The 22,031-nt window shown below is 51.7% G+C and carries 19 protein-coding genes and 3 pseudogenes; 6 read left to right on the top strand and 16 right to left on the bottom strand.

Features of this window, described 5'->3' with window-relative positions; translation table 11 throughout:
- Positions 1–230 precede the first annotated feature (230 nt).
- Positions 231–638 carry a hypothetical protein gene (locus JZZ72_RS01405; protein ID WP_147303849.1) on the top strand — a complete coding sequence of 136 codons (408 nt, stop codon included), beginning with the start codon at positions 231–233 and terminating at the stop codon, positions 636–638.
- 57 nt (positions 639–695) lie between these two features.
- Here the strand turns inward: JZZ72_RS01405 and JZZ72_RS01400 are convergent, their stop codons facing one another.
- The 3 genes from JZZ72_RS01400 to JZZ72_RS01390 form a co-directional block, all read right to left on the bottom strand.
- Positions 696–2,075, bottom strand: coding sequence for an NAD(P)-binding domain-containing protein (locus JZZ72_RS01400; RefSeq protein WP_210013930.1), 1,380 nt, complete (start codon positions 2,073–2,075; stop codon positions 696–698).
- A gap of 379 nt (positions 2,076–2,454) precedes the next feature.
- Positions 2,455–3,273, bottom strand: a complete 819-nt coding sequence (locus JZZ72_RS01395) for an AraC family transcriptional regulator (RefSeq protein ID WP_210013929.1) — start codon at positions 3,271–3,273, stop codon at positions 2,455–2,457.
- 46 nt (positions 3,274–3,319) lie between these two features.
- Positions 3,320–3,937 carry a LysE family translocator gene (locus tag JZZ72_RS01390; protein ID WP_043859804.1) on the bottom strand — a complete coding sequence of 206 codons (618 nt, stop codon included), beginning with the start codon at positions 3,935–3,937 and terminating at the stop codon, positions 3,320–3,322.
- Positions 3,938–4,418: 481 nt separating this feature from the next.
- Between JZZ72_RS01390 and JZZ72_RS27990 the strand changes: the two genes are divergently transcribed.
- Together JZZ72_RS27990 and JZZ72_RS01380 are read left to right on the top strand one after the other, a co-directional pair.
- Positions 4,419–4,712, top strand: a complete 294-nt coding sequence (locus tag JZZ72_RS27990) for a DUF3077 domain-containing protein (protein WP_210013928.1) — start codon at positions 4,419–4,421, stop codon at positions 4,710–4,712.
- Positions 4,713–4,786: 74 nt separating this feature from the next.
- On the top strand, positions 4,787–5,134 hold the full coding sequence (locus tag JZZ72_RS01380; protein WP_210013927.1) for a hypothetical protein: 348 nt from the start codon (positions 4,787–4,789) through the stop codon (positions 5,132–5,134).
- A gap of 143 nt (positions 5,135–5,277) precedes the next feature.
- Here JZZ72_RS01380 and JZZ72_RS01375 read toward each other — a convergent pair whose 3' ends face one another.
- The gene (locus JZZ72_RS01375; RefSeq protein WP_210013926.1) at positions 5,278–5,775 is read right to left on the bottom strand and encodes an SMI1/KNR4 family protein; all 498 of its coding nucleotides are present in this window, start codon (positions 5,773–5,775) and stop codon (positions 5,278–5,280) included.
- A gap of 181 nt (positions 5,776–5,956) precedes the next feature.
- Between JZZ72_RS01375 and JZZ72_RS01370 the strand changes: the two genes are divergently transcribed.
- A complete protein-coding gene (locus JZZ72_RS01370; RefSeq protein ID WP_210013925.1) occupies positions 5,957–6,784 on the top strand; it encodes a DUF2314 domain-containing protein in 828 nt (275 codons plus the stop codon).
- Between the two features lie 201 nt (positions 6,785–6,985).
- On the opposite strand, the pseudogene JZZ72_RS27690 reads toward JZZ72_RS01370, so the two are convergent.
- Positions 6,986–7,129, bottom strand: a pseudogene (locus tag JZZ72_RS27690) (DUF3077 domain-containing protein); the annotation flags it as partial.
- On the opposite strand from JZZ72_RS27690, the gene JZZ72_RS01365 reads away from it, so the two are divergent.
- Together JZZ72_RS01365 and JZZ72_RS28050 are read left to right on the top strand one after the other, a co-directional pair.
- Positions 7,123–7,266, top strand: coding sequence for a type II toxin-antitoxin system HicA family toxin (locus JZZ72_RS01365; RefSeq protein ID WP_260328980.1), 144 nt, complete (start codon positions 7,123–7,125; stop codon positions 7,264–7,266). The pseudogene JZZ72_RS27690 and the gene JZZ72_RS01365 overlap by 7 nt on opposite strands.
- A gap of 284 nt (positions 7,267–7,550) precedes the next feature.
- Positions 7,551–7,730 carry a hypothetical protein gene (locus JZZ72_RS28050; protein ID WP_328825101.1) on the top strand — a complete coding sequence of 60 codons (180 nt, stop codon included), beginning with the start codon at positions 7,551–7,553 and terminating at the stop codon, positions 7,728–7,730.
- Positions 7,731–8,161: 431 nt separating this feature from the next.
- On the opposite strand, the gene JZZ72_RS01355 is transcribed toward JZZ72_RS28050, so the two are convergent.
- From JZZ72_RS01355 to JZZ72_RS27680, 11 genes and pseudogenes are all read right to left on the bottom strand, one after another.
- On the bottom strand, positions 8,162–8,374 hold the full coding sequence (locus JZZ72_RS01355; protein WP_210013924.1) for a KTSC domain-containing protein: 213 nt from the start codon (positions 8,372–8,374) through the stop codon (positions 8,162–8,164).
- A gap of 8 nt (positions 8,375–8,382) precedes the next feature.
- A complete protein-coding gene (locus tag JZZ72_RS01350; protein WP_210013923.1) occupies positions 8,383–10,155 on the bottom strand; it encodes an ATP-binding protein in 1,773 nt (590 codons plus the stop codon).
- Positions 10,152–11,336: an SIR2 family protein gene (locus JZZ72_RS01345; RefSeq protein WP_210013922.1), complete on the bottom strand. Its 1,185-nt coding sequence runs from the start codon at positions 11,334–11,336 to the stop codon at positions 10,152–10,154. Before JZZ72_RS01345 ends, JZZ72_RS01350 begins: the two co-directional genes overlap by 4 nt.
- 66 nt (positions 11,337–11,402) lie before the next feature.
- Complete coding sequence (locus JZZ72_RS01340; RefSeq protein WP_210013921.1) at positions 11,403–12,587, bottom strand: DUF2130 domain-containing protein; 1,185 nt, start codon at positions 12,585–12,587, stop codon at positions 11,403–11,405.
- Between the two features lie 625 nt (positions 12,588–13,212).
- Positions 13,213–14,079 (bottom strand): annotated as a pseudogene (locus tag JZZ72_RS01335) (integrase domain-containing protein); the annotation flags it as partial.
- Between the two features lie 813 nt (positions 14,080–14,892).
- Positions 14,893–15,153 carry a DUF3077 domain-containing protein gene (locus JZZ72_RS01330; RefSeq protein WP_210013920.1) on the bottom strand — a complete coding sequence of 87 codons (261 nt, stop codon included), beginning with the start codon at positions 15,151–15,153 and terminating at the stop codon, positions 14,893–14,895.
- A 587-nt stretch (positions 15,154–15,740) separates the two neighbouring features.
- On the bottom strand, positions 15,741–16,535 hold the full coding sequence (locus JZZ72_RS01325; protein ID WP_210013919.1) for a hypothetical protein: 795 nt from the start codon (positions 16,533–16,535) through the stop codon (positions 15,741–15,743).
- A 231-nt stretch (positions 16,536–16,766) separates the two neighbouring features.
- Positions 16,767–17,465, bottom strand: coding sequence for a DUF5677 domain-containing protein (locus JZZ72_RS01320; protein WP_210013918.1), 699 nt, complete (start codon positions 17,463–17,465; stop codon positions 16,767–16,769).
- Between the two features lie 262 nt (positions 17,466–17,727).
- Positions 17,728–19,212 (bottom strand): hypothetical protein, encoded by a 1,485-nt coding sequence (locus tag JZZ72_RS01315; protein ID WP_210013917.1) that lies wholly within the window; start codon positions 19,210–19,212, stop codon positions 17,728–17,730.
- A gap of 472 nt (positions 19,213–19,684) precedes the next feature.
- Positions 19,685–20,761: a hypothetical protein gene (locus tag JZZ72_RS01310; RefSeq protein WP_210013916.1), complete on the bottom strand. Its 1,077-nt coding sequence runs from the start codon at positions 20,759–20,761 to the stop codon at positions 19,685–19,687.
- A gap of 336 nt (positions 20,762–21,097) precedes the next feature.
- Positions 21,098–21,274 (bottom strand): annotated as a pseudogene (locus JZZ72_RS27680) (integrase domain-containing protein); the annotation flags it as partial.
- Positions 21,275–22,031 lie beyond the last annotated feature (757 nt).

The following is a 22,031-nucleotide window of genomic DNA, read 5'->3' as shown; positions in this document are numbered from 1 at the left end:
CCGGGGTGCGCGACTACATCCGCTTCAACACCGCGGTCAAGAACGTCAGCTTCGATGACACCACCCGCGAGTTCACCGTCAGCGCCTACGACTACAGCGCCGGGCAGGGGGCGGATGATACGTGAGCGCCACGGGCGACGGAAAGGCACCTGCGTGTCGATCTCGACGCTTCTGCACAAATCCGGTCGCGCAAGTAGACTGCCATGTTTCAGGCCTTGCAGGAGCTTGCCATGACAGTCCGATTCCGCTGGTGGAGGTACACCGCTTTGCCCGCGCTGTTGCTGCTGCAAGGCTGCATGCCGCGCTCGGTGATCGTGCACGACGGGCTCGACACCACGGTCGTCGATCAGCACACCCGACAACCACTGGCCGGGGTGAGCATTATTGATGCAGGGGTGGTGGTGGCCCGCAGCGACGCGCAGGGGAGGGTACAACTGGCGCCCAGGCGCACCCTCAAGCTGGAGCCGCTGATGGGCGAGGCGAACGTGATGCTCCACCTGCTGGCCTGCAAGGACGGCTATGCGCCGCAGCCGGTGGCCGAACGCCGTGGCTGGAATGCCGACTACGGGCCCAGCCAGGTGCATCGCGAGGTCATCGGCCTGCAGCGGGGGCAAACCGGTTACCAGTGCCCGCAGTAGAGGCCGCGCCGGCAAGGGCCGGTCTTGTGGGGGCACCGGTTTCGGGCGTCGGCGGGGCTACCCGCGCAGTGCCTTCACTTCGCCCTTCTTGCCGTCCGTTTCGCGCAGGTACTCCTCCAGCGAATCGTCCATCGCCTTCAGCCACCGCGTATGGTGCGGCACCGCTGCCGTGCCGGTGATCACCGAACGGTACGACTTGTCGCGATAGCCCATGATGTCGCTCTTCTTGTCGCTCTTCCACTTGAGGAAGATGCGGTTCACGGCATCGATATCGAAGCTGGGGTAGTCGGTCTGCGCGATCAGGTGCTTGATGTAGCGGCCCTGGAACTCGTACATCGAGGCGGTGGTGTCCAGGGCCTCTTCATCGGCGCGCCAGCGGGCACTGTCGGCCTGCATGTCGGCCTTGGCCGGCAGCTTGATGCGCCCCAGCATGTAGTCGCGGGCGAACCAGGCCTGGGCGTCGAACAGGTTGAAGCTGTACCACAGGTCCTGCATGCCCAGGTAGATCAACTGCGGGTTCTGCTCCCACACCACGCCCTGGTACAGGCCGGTTGGCCACAGGCGGTTGTTGGTCTTGAGGGTCAGTTCGTCGGGCAGGAACGGGAAGTGATGCTGGTAGCCGGTGCACAGGATGATCGCATCCACGCGCTTGTTCGAGCCGTCGGCGAAGAACGCCAGGTTGCCCTCGACACGCACCAGCTGCGGGCGCTCCTCCCAGCCCTTGGGCCATTTGTAGCCCATCGGCTGGGTGCGGTAGGCCGTGGTGATCGAGCGCGCGCCGTACTTGTAGCATTGCGAGCCGATGTCTTCGGCCGAGTAGCTGCTGCCGACGATGAGCAGGTCCTGGCCCTTGAACTCCATCGCCTCGCGAAAGTCGTGGGCGTGCAGGATGCGCCCGGCGAATCGCTCGAACCCTTCGAATTCCGGTACGTGCGGCGTAGAGAAGTGCCCGCTGGCGACCACCACGTAATCGAACACCTGCTCGATGCCCTGCCCGGCGCTGTAGTCGTAGGCGCTGACGGTGAACTCGCGGGTGGTGTCATCGAAGCTGACGTTCTTGACCGCGGTGTTGAAGCGGATGTAGTCGCGCACCCCGGCCTTTTTCACGCGGCCCTGGATGTAGTCCCACAGCACTTCGCGCGGCGGGTACGAGGAGATCGGCCGGCCGAAGTGTTCGTCGAAGCTGTAGTCGGCGAATTCAAGGCATTCCTTGGGGCCGTTGGACCACAGGTAGCGGTACATGCTGCCGTGCACCGGTTCGCCGTGCTGGTCGAGGCCGGTGCGCCAGGTGTAGTTCCACATGCCGCCCCAGTCGGCCTGCTTTTCGAAGCAGACGATTTCGGGCATGGGGGCGCCCTGGGCATGGGCGGATTGGAAGGCACGCAGTTGCGCAAGGCCGGACGGGCCGGCACCGATGATGGCTACACGAAGAGTCATAGAGATTCCTGAACAGTTGAACGCTGAAAAAAATGCAAAGGCTCCCCAACCCCGAGCGGCAAAAGCCGAGGGTGGTGGAATTCAGGCGCTACGGTGCAGGTGGAGGGACGGGACGCTTGCGCATCTGGGCCAGCAGGATGTTGCCTGGCGGAATCGACAGTGCGTGGAACAGGGTCGAGAGCGGGGAAGGGGTGACGGTGTTCGGCCCGTAGCCATCAGCGCAGGGCGCAAAATGGGGGCCTGAAGGGCGAAAGATGCGTGTGATCTCGTTCATGGGGGGCTGGAATGGCCTCTTTTCGTTATGGTTTCCTTTTTATCTATAACGGATGGGGGTGGGGATATCAAGGTCGGCGACCCCACCGCCCGCCAGCGCGCAAACTCAATCAAGGCGCCCGAGCAAGGGTTTGCACCAGCGCGAGGGGGTGATGCCGTAGGCGTTCTTGAAGTGCCTGGACATATGGCTCTGGTCGAAGAAACCGGCCTCTACGGCTGCGTCCGCCAGGCACCTACCGGCGAACACCGAGGCCTTGAAGCGGTCGAGACGGCGCAGGGTCAGGTAGCGGTGGGGGCTGGTGCCGAAGTAGGCGCGAAAGTCCTTGGACAGGCTCCAGCGGTCGCGGTTGGCGCAGGCGGCCAGATCATCCAGGGTGATGGGCTGCTCCAGGCTGTCATCCATGTACTCGCGGGCACGCCGGGCGGCGGCGTAGTCGTGGGCCTGCCTTGATGCCGGGCGCCCGCACACGGCCTGCAGCGCGCTTACCAGGCCCAGCAGCGCGTCGTCCTCTTCGAGCGGGTCTAGCCTGTCGTCCATGCTCGCGAGCATCGCGTGGGTGGCGGCCGCCAGACGCGGGTCGCGGGAAATGCCGCCCTTGAGAAACGGCAACGGCTGGCCCCCGAGCACCTCCTGCACCAGCGCCGGGGTGAGGTAGAGCATGCGATAGCGAAACCCCGACGCCGAGCCCGCATGCCCGTCGTGGACCTCGTCCGGGTGCAGCACCAGAATCTCCCCCGGCAGGCTGTGCCGGTTTGCGCCGCGGTAGCTGAAGCTCTGCACCCCGGCCAGGGTGCGGCCGATGGCATAGGTATCGTGGCGGTGCGGGTCGAAACCGTGGGCGCTGAAGAAGGCCTCCAGGCGTTCGACCCTGGGGGACGGCGGGGCGTGTTTCACCCAGTCTTGCGGTGACGGTAGATCGAGCATTCTGCTCACCTTTCGAGCGATAGAGTCAGGCCGGCGACAACACAGGTTACAGCGTGCCGGCGTTTGCCTGAATGTGAATGTAGAAATCGTGGAACATGAAAGCGGCGCACACGGCCAGGGCGATGCCCATCAGGCGGTTGAACAGGTTGAAGTACACCTCTTTGCTGATGCGCTTGCCCAGCACGGCGCCCAGCAAGGCGTAGAGGCCCGGCGCGCCGGCAGCGCCCAGGGCGATCAGCGCCGACACCGCGGCGATGCTGGCGCCGCTGAGGTGCGCAGCGGGGAACATCACGCTGGTGATCGGCAGCACCACCATCATGCCCTTGGGGTTGAGGGCCTGGATCAGAAAGCCGTTCCAGAAGGTCAGCGCCTTGGCGGGGGCATCGGACGATTGGGTGAGCTGGACCCTGGCGGTGTAGACCTTGAAGGCCAGGTAGCTGGTGTAGAGCCCGCCGGCCAGGGCGAGGTAGGGCAGCGCGGCCTTGGAGATGATGGCTTCGCCGGTGTAGCCGAACAGGATGAACAGCACGAACATTGCGCCGCCCACGCCGACGAAGAAGCCTGCGGTACGGCGGAACTGGCCTGTAAGGCCGGCGTTCAGGCCCATCACGTTCACCGGGCCGGGGCTGTACATCACGCTGAAGGCGTAGAGAAAGATTTCCATTGTGTCCCCTGCGAGTGTGGGTAGGTGGTGTGCAGGTGACGTTAAACGGCCAGTCTTCGGCTGGCTTGTACGTTTGTGGGTGCCACCCTGCAGGAGCCGGCCTTGCCGGCGAAGAGGCCGCCCACTGCGGCGCAGGGCTGCGTTTACACACGCTTGGCCAGACACGTCTGAAGGACTGTAATATGCGGACAGATTTTGCGTGGGCGGTGCGCCTTGCTGGGGTTCAGGCAGGCCGTTAGGCTCCTGCGGTCGCTGAGCATCAGCGATCGGGTTTGGTCGCCCGAAACCAGTACGCAATTCTATGCAGTCAATCGACGTGACGGCGTTAGTTCGCCAGTTATCTCGAGTTATGACGGCTGTACGTGGGAGGCATTCGTGCCTGCCGGTTTTGCCTGCTGATCCGGTCGACCAACCTGCGTACAGCTGTCACCTATTTGTTTGGTCGCAGTGGGTGATGGCTCCTTCCAGCAGGAGTTTCATCGTGAAAAAACTTGTTCCCGATCCCCCGACTTCTCCCCATTGCAGCACTGGTGTCCTCTGTACCGGGCATGCCCCGTTCTTCCTGGTACGTGCTGACATACCCGAAGAAGACGCCCTGATGCATGCCTCGCTGTTGCTCAGAGGCATCTTCGACTCCCTCCAGAAAGCCTGTTTGCACCCCGAGGACTCCACCAGCAAAGTTCTGCTGTGGGTCTCGTTGCATTCGACGGAATTAGCCAAGGTGCTGGTGGATGCGGTGCTCGACGGCATGGGCAATCGCAAGGCCACTGCGTAGAGGAAGCGACAGGGGCCGACCTGTTCAGCCCCTGGTGTGACAGACTTTCCGATCATGCACGGAGCACGATGCCGATGACCCAATTTGAAACCCAATCCACCTCACCCGACGGCCGCTATCGTATCGAGGCGGCGCCGTGGGAAGCCGGCAACTCGCACTGGGTGTATCCGCCGCGGATTGTCGATGCCGTGTCGGGTGCCTGCCTGTTCGAGTTCCAGGACCAGCGCTGGTCCCTGGACCGCGCGGCATGGTTGAGTGATACGCAGGTCGAACTGATGTTGCGCAAGTATCCAGGGCAACTTACAGGGGAAGGGGTACGGGTGAGGGTTGATTGCGCGGGGCGTGTCGCGAGGTGCGGTGAGGGGGCGGGCGTTGAATTGGCTGACCTTGAGCGTGCGCTCGAGCGCCATGCTTGTGGGTAACTGAAAAACCATCGGCTACCAGCGATTCGAAGTGCAGGGCCCGGTCAAGCCATGGCCGGACGTTGGGTATTTATTGATGACGACCGGGATTTCATTGTTCGGGCGAATACCCGGCGTGGGTGCGCCTGGGTATTCGTTTCATGTCAGGGCTGTACGCGACTGTCGAACGGTTCGAAGTCGCGCTCGGTGAACGCTTCTGTCAGCACATTCGAACTGCACAGCCATTCGATCGCTTCCACCAGCCCGTTACCCGCAACGAGGGCGGCTTCACTGTGGCGTGGCAGCACATAGATGCGCTCCGGGTCGCCGGGGTGAATGATGAGTTCGTCGCCGTCGTAGGTGTCGCCAATGATGATGCACTGCAGGGCCTTTTCCTTGGGCATCAGCTCCTTGTCGTCGTCCCAGAACCAGTACTGGTTGATGCGCTCAACCCACTGGGCCTGGCTGTTTTCGCCGTGCAGCAGTTGATGGGGCGGGTAGATGCGCACGTACACGCCGCCAAGAATGCCTTCGCCGAACTGCGTGACGTACTCGCGGTAGCCTGTGGGGAAGCGGGTACCCAGCACAGCTTGTGCCTGGTCCACTTCGGCGTCTGTGGACAGCACCAGCGGGCTGCCGGTAACAGTGATGTTTTCAAACATTGGGCCTGTCCTTTTGCGTGGTATCCAAGGGTGCAGGTTTTTAGCGTAACGGGGGCTTGGGGGCAAGGCTGTCACGTTCGCTGGATCAGGTTATCCTGCACCCGTTTTTCAAGTGGCGGCACAGGCCGCAAGTGCTCTGGCTTGAGCATTTCAGTGAACCAGGCGATGGAACGATTTACCTATGACCGAACAGATCATCTACGGTGTTGAAGGCGAAAGCGACGAGTTCAAGGCCGCCGTGGCCAGTGCTCAGGCGACGTTCAAGTATTTCTGGCGAGAGCTGTCGTGGGAGGCACGCAGGATCGTGAAGGGCCTGGACATGGCGGCTGTGAAAATGTCCTTCCCCATCGAGAGCGACGACCCCGAGGTACCCAGCGTCGAGAACATGTGGGTGAGCGAGATCGAGTTCGATGGGCAGTCCATCACCGGCGTGCTGATGAATGAACCAAGCTGGGCCACCTCGTTCAAGGCCTGGGAGCCTGTGACGCTGCCGTTGGCCTTGCTGAACGACTGGATGTATGTGCGCCAGGGCCATGTATACGGCGGCTTCACCGTCGATGCGATACGCGCGGCCATGCCAGAAGATGAGCGCCTGGAGCACGATGAGGCCTGGGGTATGGATTTCGGTGAGCCGGGTTTGGTTGAAGTTGTCCCGGCTGCAGAAGGTCAGCAGCCTTGGCTGCTCTCCCGTACGTTGAACCGTGCTCAAGACCAGCAGACGCTGGCGGTGCTGGAATGCACCGAGCACCCGATGGCCTTGAACATGCGCGACAAGATCGAGGAGGGCGTGAGCGCACAGCCGCAGGTGGCCCGAGACCCGGATGACGAGGGATGGCTGATGCTGCACCGCGAGGTGCTGGCGGGCAATTACACGGTGGTGGATGCGCTGTTGCGTCATGGCGCTGACCCGTTGCTGCCCAACGGCAACGGCCAGACTTCGCTGGCGTTGGCAGGCATTGCCGGTTGGCCGCGGATTCTGGCGTTGCTTGAAGGGCAGAACGCCCACTAGCGTGGGGTGCCATTCGCCAGCAAGGCTGGCTCCTACCGACGGCGTGGTCCTTTGTAGGAGCCGGCCTTGCCGGCGAAGAGGCCCTTCTGTGCATCGCAAACAGTGGGCCATTGCTCGGGCCGCATCCAAACGGGCGGATTTGTATCCCTGTTTGGAAGGACTGCCTGGACAAGCGGATCACTCATGTATGAAGGCGGGTGCTTACTCGGGGCGCCCATCCCAGGCATTCAATGCAACCAGCACATCATCGACCACAGCCTTACTCATCTCCTGCAAATAATGCGAAGCCCAGGCATGTCGGCCTGTATTGCGTTCTTGCGTGGCGTCCTCGGCCAGTCGTGCCGCCGTTCGTGCCTGCGAAGGGAAGCCATTTCAAGGTTTACCTCGGCAACCGACAAATCATCTTCCCAGACCATGGCGCTAAGGAAATCAGCGAAGGTCTGAGAAGAAAAATCATCAAAGACCTGGGCCTCGGTGATTGAAGTCGAGCCCTATGGGAGGCCCAGATGCCATGTATGACTATCCAGTAACCGTGCACGAGGAAGGACGGCGGCCCATGGGTGAGCTGCGCCGACGTCCCTGAAATGTCCAGCGCCGGTGATATGGTTAAGGAAGCACTTTTCGGCGCGGTAGACCCCTGGAGTCGGCGCTTTCCTTTTACGTGGATCAGCGAATTGCCATACCGCTGCCATCGCCGGCAGCACCTGGCCAGCCTGTGGTGCGGTTGTCTGCTTTGACTGCGGCCAAGGCTGCACTGTGGAATACCATGATCAAGCAGAAGGTCACCAAGACCGAGCTGGCGCGCTGGCTGGGGATGAAGCGCCCCCAAGTAGATCGGTTGGTAGATTTGCTGCACCGCTCCAAGATCGAACAGGTGGAGCATGCACTGCAAGTGCTTGGCCAGCGTATCGAACTGTCGGTGGTTGCAGCTGAAAAAAAACGCTGAAAGGCGGGTTTTTCGGTGGCTCCAAAACATTGAAAACTGTCTCTGCAACCTTGTGATGGTGCGGCACCACACGAACGGTTGTTGGTCGAGATGGCACGGTTTTCGCGGAAATGGAACTTAGTGGATTTTTTGACGTACCTCATACGGTAATAAACAAATCAGCTAGCTATGGCTTCCAGTGGAATCATACTTGAGACGCCCAAGTATGAACTCGCTGTTGACCTGTGAGCGATGTAACATCAAAAAATGGTATCCGAAGCAGCTATTAGTACATACCCCTAGTTTGCATCGCTGCTACATCCGATCGTAAATATATATTTTTTCAGAAGCTATGATTCCTTGAGGAGGCTCGCATCACGATGCGAGCCTCCTCCAAACAAAGCATGGCTTGTGTAGCTCAAATCGAAAAATATAGCTCCGTATAGGGAGGGTTATCCAGCACGGGAGAATCCGTATACTTTTTTTATCCGTTGCGCGAAATAGCCCCCGACGGAAGATGCGGATACTAACTCTTGATAGACATGTCCAGGCACGTCGTAATATTCATACACCGCTCCGTTTAGGAACTCAACTTCGAGAGTCTGTGAGGACTCATCATGACCAACAGATGCAATATTTGAAGAACTAACAGATACACGTTCCATGATCTCTCCTATTGTGCACTATCTTGGTTTCTCCACGCCCGGACGAGCCTAGAGTAGTCTTCGTTACTTCGTGAAGAGTTCCATTTTTCCCCAATTTTTGGATCTCCGCTGTTGGGGTATTTGTCATCTGGCAAAACGTTGAATCTACACCGTGTTGGAAGTTGCGCTGCTTCCCCAACTATAATTGCCTCTCCGGTTCTGAGAATAGGGAGCGAATCAACAATTCCAGCTAAGCCATCGGACATAGCGGCTTTGACTATTCCACGGTCTGTCGAATTATTTATGCGTAGCGAAATAATTGTTCCGCATTGAGATAAAATGGTTTCATCTATCTCTGACGGGCGCTGACTAACAATCATAGCACCAACTCCAAATTTCCGACCTTCTTTTGCAATCCGCTGCACCATTTCTTTAGAGTGGCCATTCTCTGACTTACCAAGATAACGGTGGGCTTCTTCAAGAACGATAAGAAGGGGTCGCTCACGCATTCCCTCAGTGACATTTCTTCCCCAAATTGCGGATTCAAATATTATGTCTAGTACTGCACCTAAAAGAAGAGTCAATCTTGCCGAGGGCATCCCGGATAAATCAAATATAGTTATTGGTTTGTCATGCCCAAGCCAATCATTCAGAAGTCCATCTAAATCCTTTTTGATCTTGCCGTCACTATCTGGATTCCAATCGCCTGGATCCAGCAAAAATGAATATTGTGTATCTAACAGTCTTGACTTCATCAAATCAAGCTGCCTCTTCATTGCCCCGGTTCCGCCCTTCTTTGGTAGTGACGCACCAGCCCCAGGTGGGAGAAATTTAGGTGCGATTAGCTCGTCAAAATTTCCCTCTCCGTCAGGGGTGTATGCTGGGATAGTCATGGCTGCATCGCTGTAGTTAACACCGTCCTCATAACACAGGTCATACCATATTTTTTTTAACCTGTAAGGTAGCGGCGTATTGCTCGTTATTTTATCTGTGTCTATATCAGGTATATCATTCTCAGCGACTCCTAGCCTCTTTTCATCAACGGTTTTATCCATGAAAAGTGAACGCTGAGAATCGTTTGGGTTGTTGCAAAGAAATTCGATAAGTTTGTCTGGTGAGATACACCAGAACGGGATATATAGCTGATTTTCGCCTGAGGGCATAATTGAAAAGGTCTTGGCGACATCACTAAGTGCTGGGCCGTATTCGCCGTGAATATCTATCAGTAAAATTCTCGCGGCTGGTAAGGGCGAACCATCAGGCTTGATCACCATCGAACGGAGAATACTAGCCGTGCTGGTTGACTTTCCAGATCCTGTAGATCCCAAGATTGCTGAGTGGCGAGCCACAAGCTTATCTAGGTCCAAACTTATTTCAATTCCTTCCGAACTGGATAGTCGACCCACTTGGAAGTGACTATTTAAGTGTTTTCGGAAAATTAATTTCAGGTCGCTTTCGACGACAAAATGAACATGATCGCCGATGCTTGGGTACTCGCTTATGCCTCGATCAAAGTTTCCCCCGATAGATTCTCCCACGAGCTCTACTTTGATCCATTTTCTATCTGAAGATATTTTTGAGTCGGCGTCTACTGTTGAGGTTTCGCTAGACTCGGAGATAACCCCATAAAGATGGTTATATCCTAGAGGGATTTTTACAAAGCTTCCGACTTGCCCGATTCGATAATTGCGTCCTTCTAGCACGACAATTCCAGATTCCACAGAGGCAGCGAGGTCAACGGACACCGAAGAGCTTGAAACTGCACTTACAAGTCCTAGGAACGTTGGTTGGATGGTTGTCATACTACTCCCTCTTGTACTTCCTGTTGTACAGGAGGAATTGCGTCTTGAGATACGTCGCTGCCAGCAGTTGCGAGAAAACGAGCTAGCCGAAGAAAATCCCCAAGCAAAAATTTTTGATCCTTATAGTATTCTGCTCGTATTTCATGCCAGCTCTTGGTCGGAGGGGTGCCGATTTTCCACTTCGCTTCAACTCCGTTAATTACAGCGCCATCACTACAAAAAACACTTATCCCTGGACACTTTAGCGCCAATTCTTTAGCGGCTTTTTCATGCGCTAGACTATTAAACTGGAACGCAAATAATGCGGCGGTGGGATTAGCCATTAGGCACTCAAGCAATCGCGAGGAAATGTGGGCATCAGCGAAAGAAAATCCGGCGCTTAAAATTAACGTGTCAGGCTCAAGGATGAAGTTTTTCAGGCGTTCAAAAAGAGAAGAGAATGGAGCGGCTTGTGTTTGATCGTATTTTATGTGCGAGGGGTATACCATATTAGCGTTTTTGGAGTCTGGTACGCGCACAACCTCTCCATTAGCATTTGATTCCCATCCAATCGAGCCATGGAGCTTCCAAAGCCTTACCCAACGCGGCGGTAGATCATTTTTTGAAATGCTTGAAGGATCAAAAAAAGCACTTTTGGATCCGCTGAATCCATCAAAATAAGGTGTTTTGGCCCGCTCCAAAGCATTTTCAATCAAAAGATCATAATTTGTTGTGAAAATTTCAATTGCATACTTCCTATTGATTCCATTAATCCACGACACAAGCTCAGAATATGGGTTTGCGCCCAGTGGTAAGTCCTGCGCAACTACTTTCCGAATCGAATTGCATATTGCTTCAGATAAAGCAGAGAAGTCTTTTTCCGAAAAATCAAAAAGCTTTCCCTCTCCAATAACCTCGGCAAGCATTCTTACACGTGACAGGACTTTTTCTAGGTTTGAGTCTGGGAATGAGGATTTTATTTGACTGTATACATTGCGTTGACTTTCGGATAGTTCGTCTAAGACGATTTTCTCAAGGCCGGCAATATTTGGTATCAGCGGTTTCCAGCTTCCTGCGTCACCTACGTTTATGCTGACAGGCGCCCCTGCACCAATCAGTAAGCCTATTTTTTTTCGTCCATTTGTAGCAAGTTGACGAAATCCAAACATGTGCTGATCGGGATTGTGCGAGGTATTTTCCATATTCTCACCTGTTATATTGAATCGACGATCGTAGATTGACGGCAGAAGTTTATTTCCTCGGTTCTGCTATGTAGCTTTTAGATCGGCAAATTTCGCAGCCATGGTTGGGTTGCCACGGTTAAGTTTTTTTATCGTAACATCCTGCGCTTTGTCGTTCGCCAGACGAAGGTTTCGGTCCGTACCTAGCAATGCTTCCTTAGTTTTTTGGAGGTGCTCAATTGATTTGTCAATTTCGCTAATAGCTGTTTGGAATCGTTTTGAGGCTAGGTCATAATTTTTTGCGAATGCTGATTTGAAGGTCTCAAGCTCAGATTCGAAATTTGTAATATCAATGTTTTGCGCTTTCATTAGCGAAAGTTCAGACTTGTACTGTAGAGAGTTCATCGCCGCATTTCGTAGCAGCGTTATGATTGGAATGAAAAACTGAGGTCTGACGATGTACATCTTTGGGAATCTGTGAAAAACGTCAACAATTCCCATATTGTATAATTCGCTGTCCGGCTCTAGGAGTGAAACCAGCACAGCGTACTCGCACCCTTTTTCAATGCGATCTTTGTCAAGCTCTTTTAGAAAATCTTCATTCTTTTTCTTAGTTGCAGTTTTATCGTCCTCGTTTTTCATTTCGAACATAATGGAAACGATGTCTGTACCCGCTTCGTCCCAGTCACGAAAAACGTAGTCGCCCTTACTTCCGGTTCGTACGTCATTGTCCTTTTCGAAGTATGCTCTTGGAAAGGCTGTGGCTCGAATACGATTGAACTCTGTTTCACAATGCTGCTCGAGGGTTTCACCAACCATCTTTGTAGATAGGCGCGCCTTCATGTCTCGGAGACGTTCGATAGCATCATCACGATCTTTGATCTGCGTTTCGTATTTATCCTTGAGAGATTTTTCTGCAAGTTGTTTTTCTAGTTCGGCTTTCTCGAGGTCACTTTGTAGCTTATCTCGCTCTTTTTCGGCAGAGCTAACAGCCTCAGTGATCGCGATTTTTTTTTCAATCTCTATCGACGCAATCTTGGTTTTTAATTCTTGAATTTCTGCATCCTTGGTTGCTGCTGCCTTCTGCAATTCGCTAGCGGCCTTTGCAGTTGCTAGTTCAATGGCGCTCTGCTTTTCTTGTTCGGCTAACTCAAGTCGCTCATGCAGCTGTTTCTCGAAGTCGCTATCCCGAACCTGCTTCAGAATATTTGCGTATCCAGCCTCATCAATTTTGAAAGCCTTTGCACAATGCGGACAGATGATTTCATGCATTTTTTAGCCTCCGTGCAGTTTTTTATGTTTTGATGTCCAGCACATCTGGAAGACCGTTGCCAAATCCCTGACCTTCCTCGCGACTCTAGCACATAGCTACGTGCTATCAAGGTGCGTCTAGCCATGTCACCTCTTTAGCCTGTGAGTCACTACCAGCGGTTGGGTCAGTTTCTGCTGAGCACCCATAGCCCAGATCAGTATTGCCCGCTACTCAGACCAAATGCGCCTCAAGGATTTGTTCAGCTATGTGCCAACCATTGACCTTTCGATATTCTTCTTGGCCGAGTTCCACTTGGCTCTGACCGCAAAGAATTACTCGCACGTGTCCTCGGTTAGCTGGTGTTCTGGGTGCCGCTTAGCGGTTGAAACTCTATGATTTTTCCAATCGATGAGTGAGCAGTTGCGCGGTCAGCAAATAGTAAATAGCGCGTCGACGACTCCGACTGTTGAGGTGGTGATTGAGAAACCAAGCTAGGTGTTTTTTTGCCAAACCCGAGGAGTGCCGCGTTGCCATCGCTCCGCGATTTGTGGATTGGATCGACTTCGCCTGACTCAATGGCTTTGGCGCGTGGCATGTGACCCGGTCAACCGCCCTCCAGAAATAGCTCCATATCGAAAGACTTGGTCATGTTCGTCTACCGATGTACACCGCTACCACGTCAATACAGCCATGTCCCAGCTCATAGCTAACTTGCCTTCAGGCATATCGATCGAGTCGTCGGTCTATCCGGCAGCACTTGCCGCCGTCGATCGGGCCGCGATTATGGGTAATTTGCTCATAGCGTTCGCACGCATAGGCCTCCCGCAATTCGTGAAAGCCTTTAAGGTTGTGCTGATGGAGGTGGTGTCGGGCGGGGCGAATGATTCACCGTTGCATATCGAGGTAGCTTTCGCTCGGTGCCAGCAGGTTGCGGCTACCGTCGGGGGAGACATGTTCGGCAAACCTCAGTGCGTCGCGAGTATGCTCATCCACCGTGATCCAACGAGGCGCGCTTGCCCGGCCACGGCCACCTTTGGTGCTGTCCTGGATATTGATCTCGCCGAATTGTTCTGCCTCTCGCTGTAGGCGTGGAAGATCGGCCAAAATGGCCTCGCGTAAGCGCATACCGGTGGTTCGCGCTAACTGGGTAAGGGCCGCCGCGCGTGGCATTTTGTGTTCGCAGAGCACGTCGACGATCCACTTCACGTGTTCGCGGTCTTGGCCTTGCGGCACCGAGCGACGAACACTGGTGCGCCGCATACCTAACGCCTTGCTCGGACTCGGCACGTTCACATGCTAATCACCGCGCAGCGCGGCCAGGGTCCGGTTCACACTGGAGAACCGATTTTGCGCGGCGGCGATGCAGATAACCCCATGTTCAACTTCCTGACGCAGATGTTCGGCGTAGTACAGCAAGGTCTGCCAAGCAATTTATCGCGAATCGTTAAACCATGGCCCATCTTCTGAACCACACCAGCGCACAAACGCTTGCCACCGATCACCGTGTGCTTCCTCTAACGCGGGACTTTCGGCTGCTTACGTCCGGGAGCATGGGCATCTCATGATCTGGCCTCCTGAGCACCGTTACAGGTGGGCGGGTGGAAGCAACACTGGCTGACGAACCAGCGCCTGAAGATCCTGAGCCGGGTGGACGCAGCTATGCCATGACCGGGGCATGCCTGACTGTCAGTTACGTACAGTCCATAGCCTGGGCTACGGCACCATTATCTGCATCCTTGTTGCTGGGGGCTTCGGTGTTTGTTACGCAGATTGTCCCGAGGGGTAATGCCGCAAAGCCTTGTACGAGTTGGGCTGAAGCAGCGGAGGGAGCGCCGGTCCCTTTTCGGAAGAAAAAAGACCGGCGCAGGTTGGCCCAGGTAAATGGCCAAGCGGATAGGTTGCTGCAGAGTAGCTAGAAAAGGGGTGAGTTGCCGCAGTGAGCATACTGGTAAAGCAGGTATCTATCACGCTGCTGTGACTTTGCGATCCGACTGAAGCTAATCGTACGTTGGAAAAACCACCACGATGTAACGGAGTCTGAAAGGTGCTGGCTACCTAGGTTTCTATCAACGGAAGCGCTTTGCCCGAACTTTTCTACGCCTGTGGATAGTTCGAATAAGCACTCGAAATTTTAGAGTTCTCGGCAACTGATGAAATTATCCACCGGGGACATTTGTGGTTTTCCGCGGACAGTTGCGTGGGATTTGGATTTTTCAAGTGAGCTCCATCCAAACAGGGCGTCTTTGTAGCCCTGTTTGGATGGACCCGTGTGGACAATCGGATCATTCAGGTATGAAGGCATGGGCTTATTAAGTTGCGCCAGCCCTAATCGCCCAATGCAACCAGCACATCATCGACCACAGCCTTACTCATCTCTTGCAAGTAATGCGAAGCCCAGGCATGTCGGCCTGTATCGCGCTCTTGCGTGGCATCCTCGGCCAGTCGCTTGGCCAGGTGCAATAGGTCCGAAACGTGGGCCAATGCCTCGTTGATCGGTACGCCGGCATTAACCCGAAACAACGCCTGCTCGCCCTGGCCGGCAAAGGTCGTAAGGCCGGGAGTAGTGAGGGTATGAAGGTCAGGCATGGGCACCTCCGGGGAGGTGTGGGGTGCGAGTCTGCATTGGCTAGCTCCTTGACTACACAAAAGAAGCGCCTGCACTGGTTGGTAGGCGCTGTCGCACCTTGACTGATTCGGGTTCCTACGCCCGGCCGATGATTTGGCAGCGGCGCTGGAAGGTTAGCCGGGAGGGTAAGTGGGGGCAACCGCTGGTGGGTTAAAGCTGTAAAGAGATGTGATCGGAGAGGGCAAGCGGGGCGGGAGATAGGCGCTGGTCCCCTTGCGTTGATAGCAGCAGGAAACAACCACCCAAAAACAACAAAGCCCTCGCATTTCTGCGAGGGCTTCGTCTTATATGGTGCGGCACCAGGAGTCAAAAAAAATTATAATCATATGATTTATAAGAATTTGATGTCTTAAGTTATGCTCCGCTACCTCTAAAACTACCCTTTGCCCGGCTCGGTTGCTTAGAAATGCAGAAAAACAAGCAATGAACGATTGCCTTTTATGCGTGCTTGCCCCCAGTTATGCATGATGGCGTATTGCATGGTAGAGGCAGAATCTGCCGTTTGATGGGGCGTCGAATATAGATGCGTTTTATGTGAAAGTGATAATTAAACTATATCTCGGTCTTTTTCCATCGCCCTTTGAAACCATTTAGGCATATTAAGAGTTCTACTTTTTATTCTGGAAGGGATCATACGCCAGAAAGTGATGATTGCGTTGGAGAACTGATCAAAGTGTTCGTCAGTTATGAACAAGTGGGTGTAATCTACCTGTCTCACATCCGGAGCAACTCCTGCAAAAGAAGAGGTCTGCAAGAATTCGGAATAATTATTTTTAAGTTTTTCCAAAGATAGGCCTTCACCATGTTTGTAAACATTTACCACGTATCGGCAAGCGCTTAGCTTTTGAAGGTGGTCTGCATCACGGCTAGCAATCCCTGAAGCATCCAGTAACTCAGCAATTTCTTCATGTGTTGCTTGCCACACACGCTCTGTAACAGCAACACCTCTATGCCAATGTCCAATTTCCTTCAGAAGCCACCGGCGTAACTCTTTATCCCACGTATGGTACATCCCTGCAACGATGCTAAGTCTGACTTGGTCTCGTAGTTCACTCAGCAGCCGATAAAACTCTATTCCTTCATGGTGGGCATCCTCTTCAAGACTTCCGGGATCGTCTCGGTCGGGATCGAAATGCTCGGACCTCTTTTCTAGCCAGCGTTCTGCTGCCTCCTCAGACTCCTGCTCCATATTACTGAATTGAGACAAAAGCTTTTTTCTTCCCTGATCGACATAGAAGCGATGTTGCTCAATTATCGACTCTCGCCAGGGGTCCCATATATCAAAATATGTAACTGCATGAGGTTTATTATCGCCTGCTTGGTCATCACGTATATTAGGCATAGGGAGCATCCAAAATTAAAAGGGGGAAGGTATATAATATATGAGTTTCCAAGGTTCGATGGTTGTATTCATGATTCGGGGCTAATGTTCTGCGGAAAAGAATTAATTATATAAGTTGCTTTTGAGATTCGGTGGCGCTGATGAAAATAAGTTTTCATGTCTTGAGGTTTGTTTAAGTTTTTTTGGAGTTGGGTGTTGCCGCGGGATGATATCGCTCTGTTATTTTTGTGGTCAACTCTGGCCATTGTATTGACTATCAAAAGCCAAAAATAGTTTGTGGTTGATTTCATCGATCGAGTCAAGCAGATTTAATAGCCGCGGCTCTTTAACGTCTATCCTCTCAAGCCATAATTTATAAGGTCGATTGGTAAAACGGATGGTTGGCGATATAAAGCGGATGTCTGGGCGCTGGTAAAATGGATAAGTTGAAAAGCTCCCATCGCTATTCCGAGCCAAGCAGAAATCCATAGATTCGTTCCAAGACCCATGGATCGACTCTGACATCATCCCATACGTACAGGAATACAAGTCGTGATGTTCTATGGTTGAAAATATCTCAAAAAAAGACTTACCTTGGAGCTTCCATTTGTTTTTCTTTTGCTGAGAAAAATCATTAACAGTTAATTTTTCGTAGTTCATTTTTTCTGTTATGGAGGCTAGCAATCGCTTCCCTGCTTTAGTCTCATAAAACGCAGAGCGGTCCTCCAGATTTCCCAATATTCTAAGTCGGTCCTTATAAGAGCATTTTCTATAGTCCTCAACAACATCGGTGTTGCTGTTAATTAGATATGTGCTTAGTATAGATGCTTCAATCAATGGTCTTTCGAGAACGCTGATAATCTCACCGTTCTGCTCTTGATAGTATCGAACAATTTCCTTTAATAATTTCCATATTCGTACTAAAAGCCCTAGGATAGGTGCGTCTTCCAAGTCGAAGCCTGTTGGATTGCGATCTATGTTGCGTATTCTTGTTACAATGTCATAAATCTCTACGGTATCCTAATAAAAGACCGCTGCAAATTCATCTAGTTTGTCCAGGCTATCTAAGTGCCCATCGATGAATCTAGGGTTGTATTTTTTAATTAATTTATCAATTTCGTCCATAAGGCCTATGGTGGTTTCTAAGTTGAATGCGTGTTGGTATTTTATATTTTGTCTTTGACTCTATTGATTGTTGTATTGGTTTTAGTTTTTAAGTTTTGTCGAAATTTTCGTGGTTGCTTGCGTGCCCGCTCGTGATTGTATCTGATACAATTGCGGTGCTCGTTGTAACCCTCGCAGGGGTGTACTTTAGTAAGTTGGTTAAATGGTTTTCTTCTGATGAATGCTTGAATGCACGGACTGCTTGATCGATTCTTGCACGTCCCATTGGAAGCCTTTGTTTTATTTTATGCTGCCGCATGTCAATGCCCCAGAATTCTTTGTACATCATTTCATGTACGCGAGTTATCTTAGTGTTTGCAATTTTTTCAAATAGTTCAGATTCGCAAATCAGCTTCCGAAGCTCTTGCTCATCTTCAAATGTTAATGAGACAAGAAAGAAATAGGATGCTTCAGTGTGGTTTAATTGAGACTTGATTATGTCGAAATAGGGTTTCCCATCTAGATGCATTGGTAGCGATTGGACGGTGTGGCGAAGGAGTATTTTGAAGGTTTCAACGAGTCTTTTTTGTTTTTCTATTTCTACACTGAGAATTTTAAAGTTTCTGAAGTATACATAGTCAATCAGCAGTGACTCTTCTTTTGAGAGTTTATTTTTTTCATGCTTTCTTTGAAGCGTTTGTGGTATGGAATTTACATTTTGAGATTTCAGTGAGCTGTAAGCTCTATCAATAGAGCCCCGTAAAACCTGTCTTCCAACGAGCTCACCATTATTGCTTGATACCTCATCAAGGGTTTTCGAATAAATAGATAAGAGCTTGTAGAAAATCCCTTCATAATGTTGAGTCTCATCAAACTGTCGTCTGATCGTAGACTCTTTTTCTTGGTGGGAAATCTGCTTTTGCTGATACAGTAGGGTTATTATAAGTCCTCCAAAACCAAGGCCGGAGAATAGAGAGTTTAATACACCGAAACTATCACCAAACTGTCCGCGCGATTCTAAGTTATCACCTTTCAAGGGAAAGAGGCCGTTGTAAAACAACAAAAATATAGCCAGGGTGGTTAGTAGTGGCAGTGTCCACCAAAGTTTCTTGGCTTGGGTTGCCAGATAGCTGACCTCGCTAATTACTTTTGGTATGCCTGCAAATTTTACGGAAGTTATTGAATGTTTATGTGTATAAGAAGTTTGAAGTCCGCCGCAAAAAAGACCAAAAGTTAATAGTTGAGCGGTTGAGGGGAGTAGTTGCACTGAGCAAGTGAGTTGTAGTAACTCATCTGCAGCTGGGAGCAGACAAAATAGATTGGTGATTTTAAGTGTGATATACAATGAGAAAGATGCAGTCAATATGTTAAAAATAGGAAGAAGCTCTATAGATGATGCAACTTTTTCATCCAGAAGGCTAGCTGTAAAAATGCTATAGGCCATTATGGTTAAGTTGAAAATGAACCAGGCCGCTAATACAATAAGTAGAGTCTCGATTAACTTATATGATGGATCGATCGGGAATGAATTTGTGGGTGCTAGAACGATAGGGCCGAATACCCCAAATATTAATAAGCTTTTAGCTAGCTTCATGGGCGCAGACTCCGTTGCAAAGGCTTCGCTAGAAATGTGTGATGGCAATATGGCATACCGGCTTCTCAACTTCAACTGTAAGTCGCCTGCATCTTCTAGCGATGTCGGTTTTTGGAGGAGACTGGTATGATGGAGGAGTCTCAGCGTTTTGTTTAACCTGTAAAGCCACCCAGCTAACATGCCAATCCTTCAGCTCCTCTAGAGGGTTGGCATCGGCCCTTCTCAAATGCACCCATTAACGATCTTATATCGCTACACTAACTATTTTCGACGGTGTGAGAGATGGCCCGTACTGGACACGCAGATGAAACAGGCTTTGCAGCGGCCAGATATATATTTGGTTGTCCACTGATCGACTTATGTTATCGCGCAGTAAATGCAATTTTTTATTTGTCTAAGCTATGACAGCATGCTATGCCGATCAGCTAATGGCGCTCACATCTAGCTAAGCGCCAAAGCCCATCAATATAGCTCAGTCTTCGCTTTGTCTTACTATGTACTCATAATAGAATAGGCACTTTATAACATGGTGTAGGTAGTGCATTTCACGGAAGGCCTTGAGTAATATAACCATGAATTCGAGAAAGTACATCTCTTGTGGAGACTCTTGTTTTAGCCCTTCTTTTCCACTATAGTATTGAATTATTTGTGTCCTTTCGTCGTATTCTGTAGCGTAGTGAGCTATCGCATTCCTCGCTCCGGTATTGATGGCTGATTCTTCAAATCTGAACCAGCACTCGTCTAGGTACTTCAATTTTTCAGATATGGTTTTGCCAGCGAATTTTTCAAGGGATGACAAGGCGCCCCCGTCTTTCGCTTTGAACTTTTCGTGATCGCCGCGTTGTATAATATTGTTGATTGCAGCGACAATGCATAGTTGTTTTCCTAGGATTTCCGTGATGTCTTTATAAAGATCTTTGTATTCGTTGAAGTCTTTTGTGGAAATTTTTCCAGCAATTCGGCTATCAGCTTCTTCTTCAACGAAGTCCATGAAAAGTGCAGGCCTCAGTGCTATCTCTGCAGCCAGTATTCGTGGATAGATTTCCAAGCAATCTTTTTGTAGATTCCCAAGAAATTTGGTCGTGATCATAGAGTCCATGAATGCATTGAAGTTCTCCTCATTTTTTTCAGCTATTGATATTACTAAGTTAGAGATTTCTTCTGCGAAGTTTGCGGTAGAAATTGGGTCAATAAATGGTAAAAACGTATTGCTAATCAACCTATAAAGGACTAAGTTTATGTCCTTCATGGCAAGAGTTCTTTCTAATCTTTCGCCTAGGAAATCTTCTGACTTTTTGACGAATAATTTTTTGTTTTCGCCGTAATATAATTTAATTGTTCGTTTTAAGTCTTTTGATTTCTCGTGAAGCTCGTTTAAATGGTTGAGCCTGAGCTGGAAATGATGATAGTCGGTATTTCTTGTCTCATCGGCTATTTTTCTCATCTTCTGCAAAGCAGTAATGAACGGTGTGTGACCCATCACGTATTCTTTAGACCAAACTGGAAAGTCTAGGTGGAGGTCTATAAACGGATTTCTACCATCAAACATTCCGTATTGTCGATCCTTGTTTTGGGTTACACCATTCAATTGTAGTGATGGGGAGCTATCCAGCACTATGGTGATTTCGATGAGTGTATGGCAGTGCGGACAAGGGAAGCTTAGAGGCTGTACCGCTCTATTGGAAAAACCTACCCGACAGTCAATGTCGCCGTCACATGTTTCGCATGTGAGAGTTCCAACGTGATTCATATGGATGCCTATGGTTATTGAGCTATATTGATTTGGTAGACTAGCTTCGGTTTCTACTTAACTTTTTGAGTCTGCCGAAGGAGGGAAGCTACTACGGCTAATTCTATTTTTGCACTGGGTTTTCATACAGGTTGTACCGGGATCCTGTTCGGAGCGGCACCACGTCACGAATGCCAAGTACCGATCACAGTACGCTTTGACCGTGCCGTATTGATCACCGCCGAACATCTCTTTCAGCGCTTGCGGCCCCGTGTAGCTCAATTGCCTGCCGCAAGCGAAATTACGACCATCGCGTCTACCCACCAATGCCATGTCGGTCACCTCATCCACCGCTTTCCGATCCTCGCCCCACGTCATCCCGCCTAGAATGCTGAGTGTTATCAGGGATCAAGGCCCCTGCGACCTGTGGGGATGTCCTCTAACGCGGGACTGGCGGCTCCTTACGTCCGGGAGCAATTGCATCTCATGATCTGGCCTCCTGAGCACCGTTACCGGTGGGCGGGTGGAGGCTGCATTGGCTGACGAGTCCAGTGCCGCGAGATCCTGAGCCATGTGCAAGCAGCACTGCGATGACCGGGGCATGCCTGACTGTCAGTCAGGTGCAGTCCATTCCGTGGTCTGCGGCACCATCATCTACATGGCTGTTGCTGGTGACATCGGCGTTTGTCGCGCCGATTGTCACGAGGGGAATTGCCGCAAAGCCATGTGCGATCAGGGCTGCAGCAGTGGTAGAAGTGCCCGTCTCTTTCCAGGAGAAAGAGACGGGCACAGGTTGGCGCAAGATTCGGCCAAGCGAATAGGTTGCTGCAGGGCAGCGAGGTACGGGGTATCGGCGCATGAGCGCCACATGTGTAAGAGCATCCATCACATGGGTAGTGACCGGGCGAGCTGCCGGATGCGAATCGCCCTTGGGGAGAACCACCGCCAGAGCGGCGTGACCTTTAAGGTTCGGGTCACCTGGGGTGCTGTCATCGACAGCTCTTGCAACTCCCGGTCTACGCCTGTGGAAAATATTCGTCAAGCAAAGCGATTTCAGGGATTTAGCGCCTGTGGATAAAACTATCCCCCG

Origin of the sequence: Pseudomonas palmensis (assembly GCF_017848315.1) — a bacterium.
In the GTDB taxonomy this organism is placed as follows: domain Bacteria; phylum Pseudomonadota; class Gammaproteobacteria; order Pseudomonadales; family Pseudomonadaceae; genus Aquipseudomonas; species Aquipseudomonas palmensis.
The sequence above is the reverse complement of the archived record's forward strand: the minus strand, read 5'-3'. Positions and strand labels throughout refer to the sequence as shown.

What these genes read in the sequence shown, in the direction of transcription:
- JZZ72_RS28050 (WP_328825101.1), top strand. Translation starts at nt 7,551, where the DNA reads ATGATCAAGCAGAAGGTCACCAAGACCGAGCTGGCGCGCTGGCTGGGG.
- JZZ72_RS01405 (WP_147303849.1), top strand. Translation starts at nt 231, where the DNA reads ATGACAGTCCGATTCCGCTGGTGGAGGTACACCGCTTTGCCCGCGCTG.
- JZZ72_RS01345 (WP_210013922.1), bottom strand. Translation starts at nt 11,336, where the DNA reads ATGGAAAATACCTCGCACAATCCCGATCAGCACATGTTTGGATTTCGT.
- JZZ72_RS01375 (WP_210013926.1), bottom strand. Translation starts at nt 5,775, where the DNA reads ATGTTTGAAAACATCACTGTTACCGGCAGCCCGCTGGTGCTGTCCACA.
- JZZ72_RS01380 (WP_210013927.1), top strand. Translation starts at nt 4,787, where the DNA reads ATGACCCAATTTGAAACCCAATCCACCTCACCCGACGGCCGCTATCGT.
- JZZ72_RS01315 (WP_210013917.1), bottom strand. Translation starts at nt 19,212, where the DNA reads ATGAAGCTAGCTAAAAGCTTATTAATATTTGGGGTATTCGGCCCTATC.
- JZZ72_RS01330 (WP_210013920.1), bottom strand. Translation starts at nt 15,153, where the DNA reads ATGCCTGACCTTCATACCCTCACTACTCCCGGCCTTACGACCTTTGCC.
- JZZ72_RS01310 (WP_210013916.1), bottom strand. Translation starts at nt 20,761, where the DNA reads ATGTTTGATGGTAGAAATCCGTTTATAGACCTCCACCTAGACTTTCCA.
- JZZ72_RS01395 (WP_210013929.1), bottom strand. Translation starts at nt 3,273, where the DNA reads ATGCTCGATCTACCGTCACCGCAAGACTGGGTGAAACACGCCCCGCCG.
- JZZ72_RS01390 (WP_043859804.1), bottom strand. Translation starts at nt 3,937, where the DNA reads ATGGAAATCTTTCTCTACGCCTTCAGCGTGATGTACAGCCCCGGCCCG.
- JZZ72_RS01325 (WP_210013919.1), bottom strand. Translation starts at nt 16,535, where the DNA reads ATGCCTAATATACGTGATGACCAAGCAGGCGATAATAAACCTCATGCA.
- JZZ72_RS01350 (WP_210013923.1), bottom strand. Translation starts at nt 10,155, where the DNA reads ATGACAACCATCCAACCAACGTTCCTAGGACTTGTAAGTGCAGTTTCA.
- JZZ72_RS01340 (WP_210013921.1), bottom strand. Translation starts at nt 12,587, where the DNA reads ATGCATGAAATCATCTGTCCGCATTGTGCAAAGGCTTTCAAAATTGAT.
- JZZ72_RS01370 (WP_210013925.1), top strand. Translation starts at nt 5,957, where the DNA reads ATGACCGAACAGATCATCTACGGTGTTGAAGGCGAAAGCGACGAGTTC.
- JZZ72_RS01355 (WP_210013924.1), bottom strand. Translation starts at nt 8,374, where the DNA reads ATGGAACGTGTATCTGTTAGTTCTTCAAATATTGCATCTGTTGGTCAT.
- JZZ72_RS01400 (WP_210013930.1), bottom strand. Translation starts at nt 2,075, where the DNA reads ATGACTCTTCGTGTAGCCATCATCGGTGCCGGCCCGTCCGGCCTTGCG.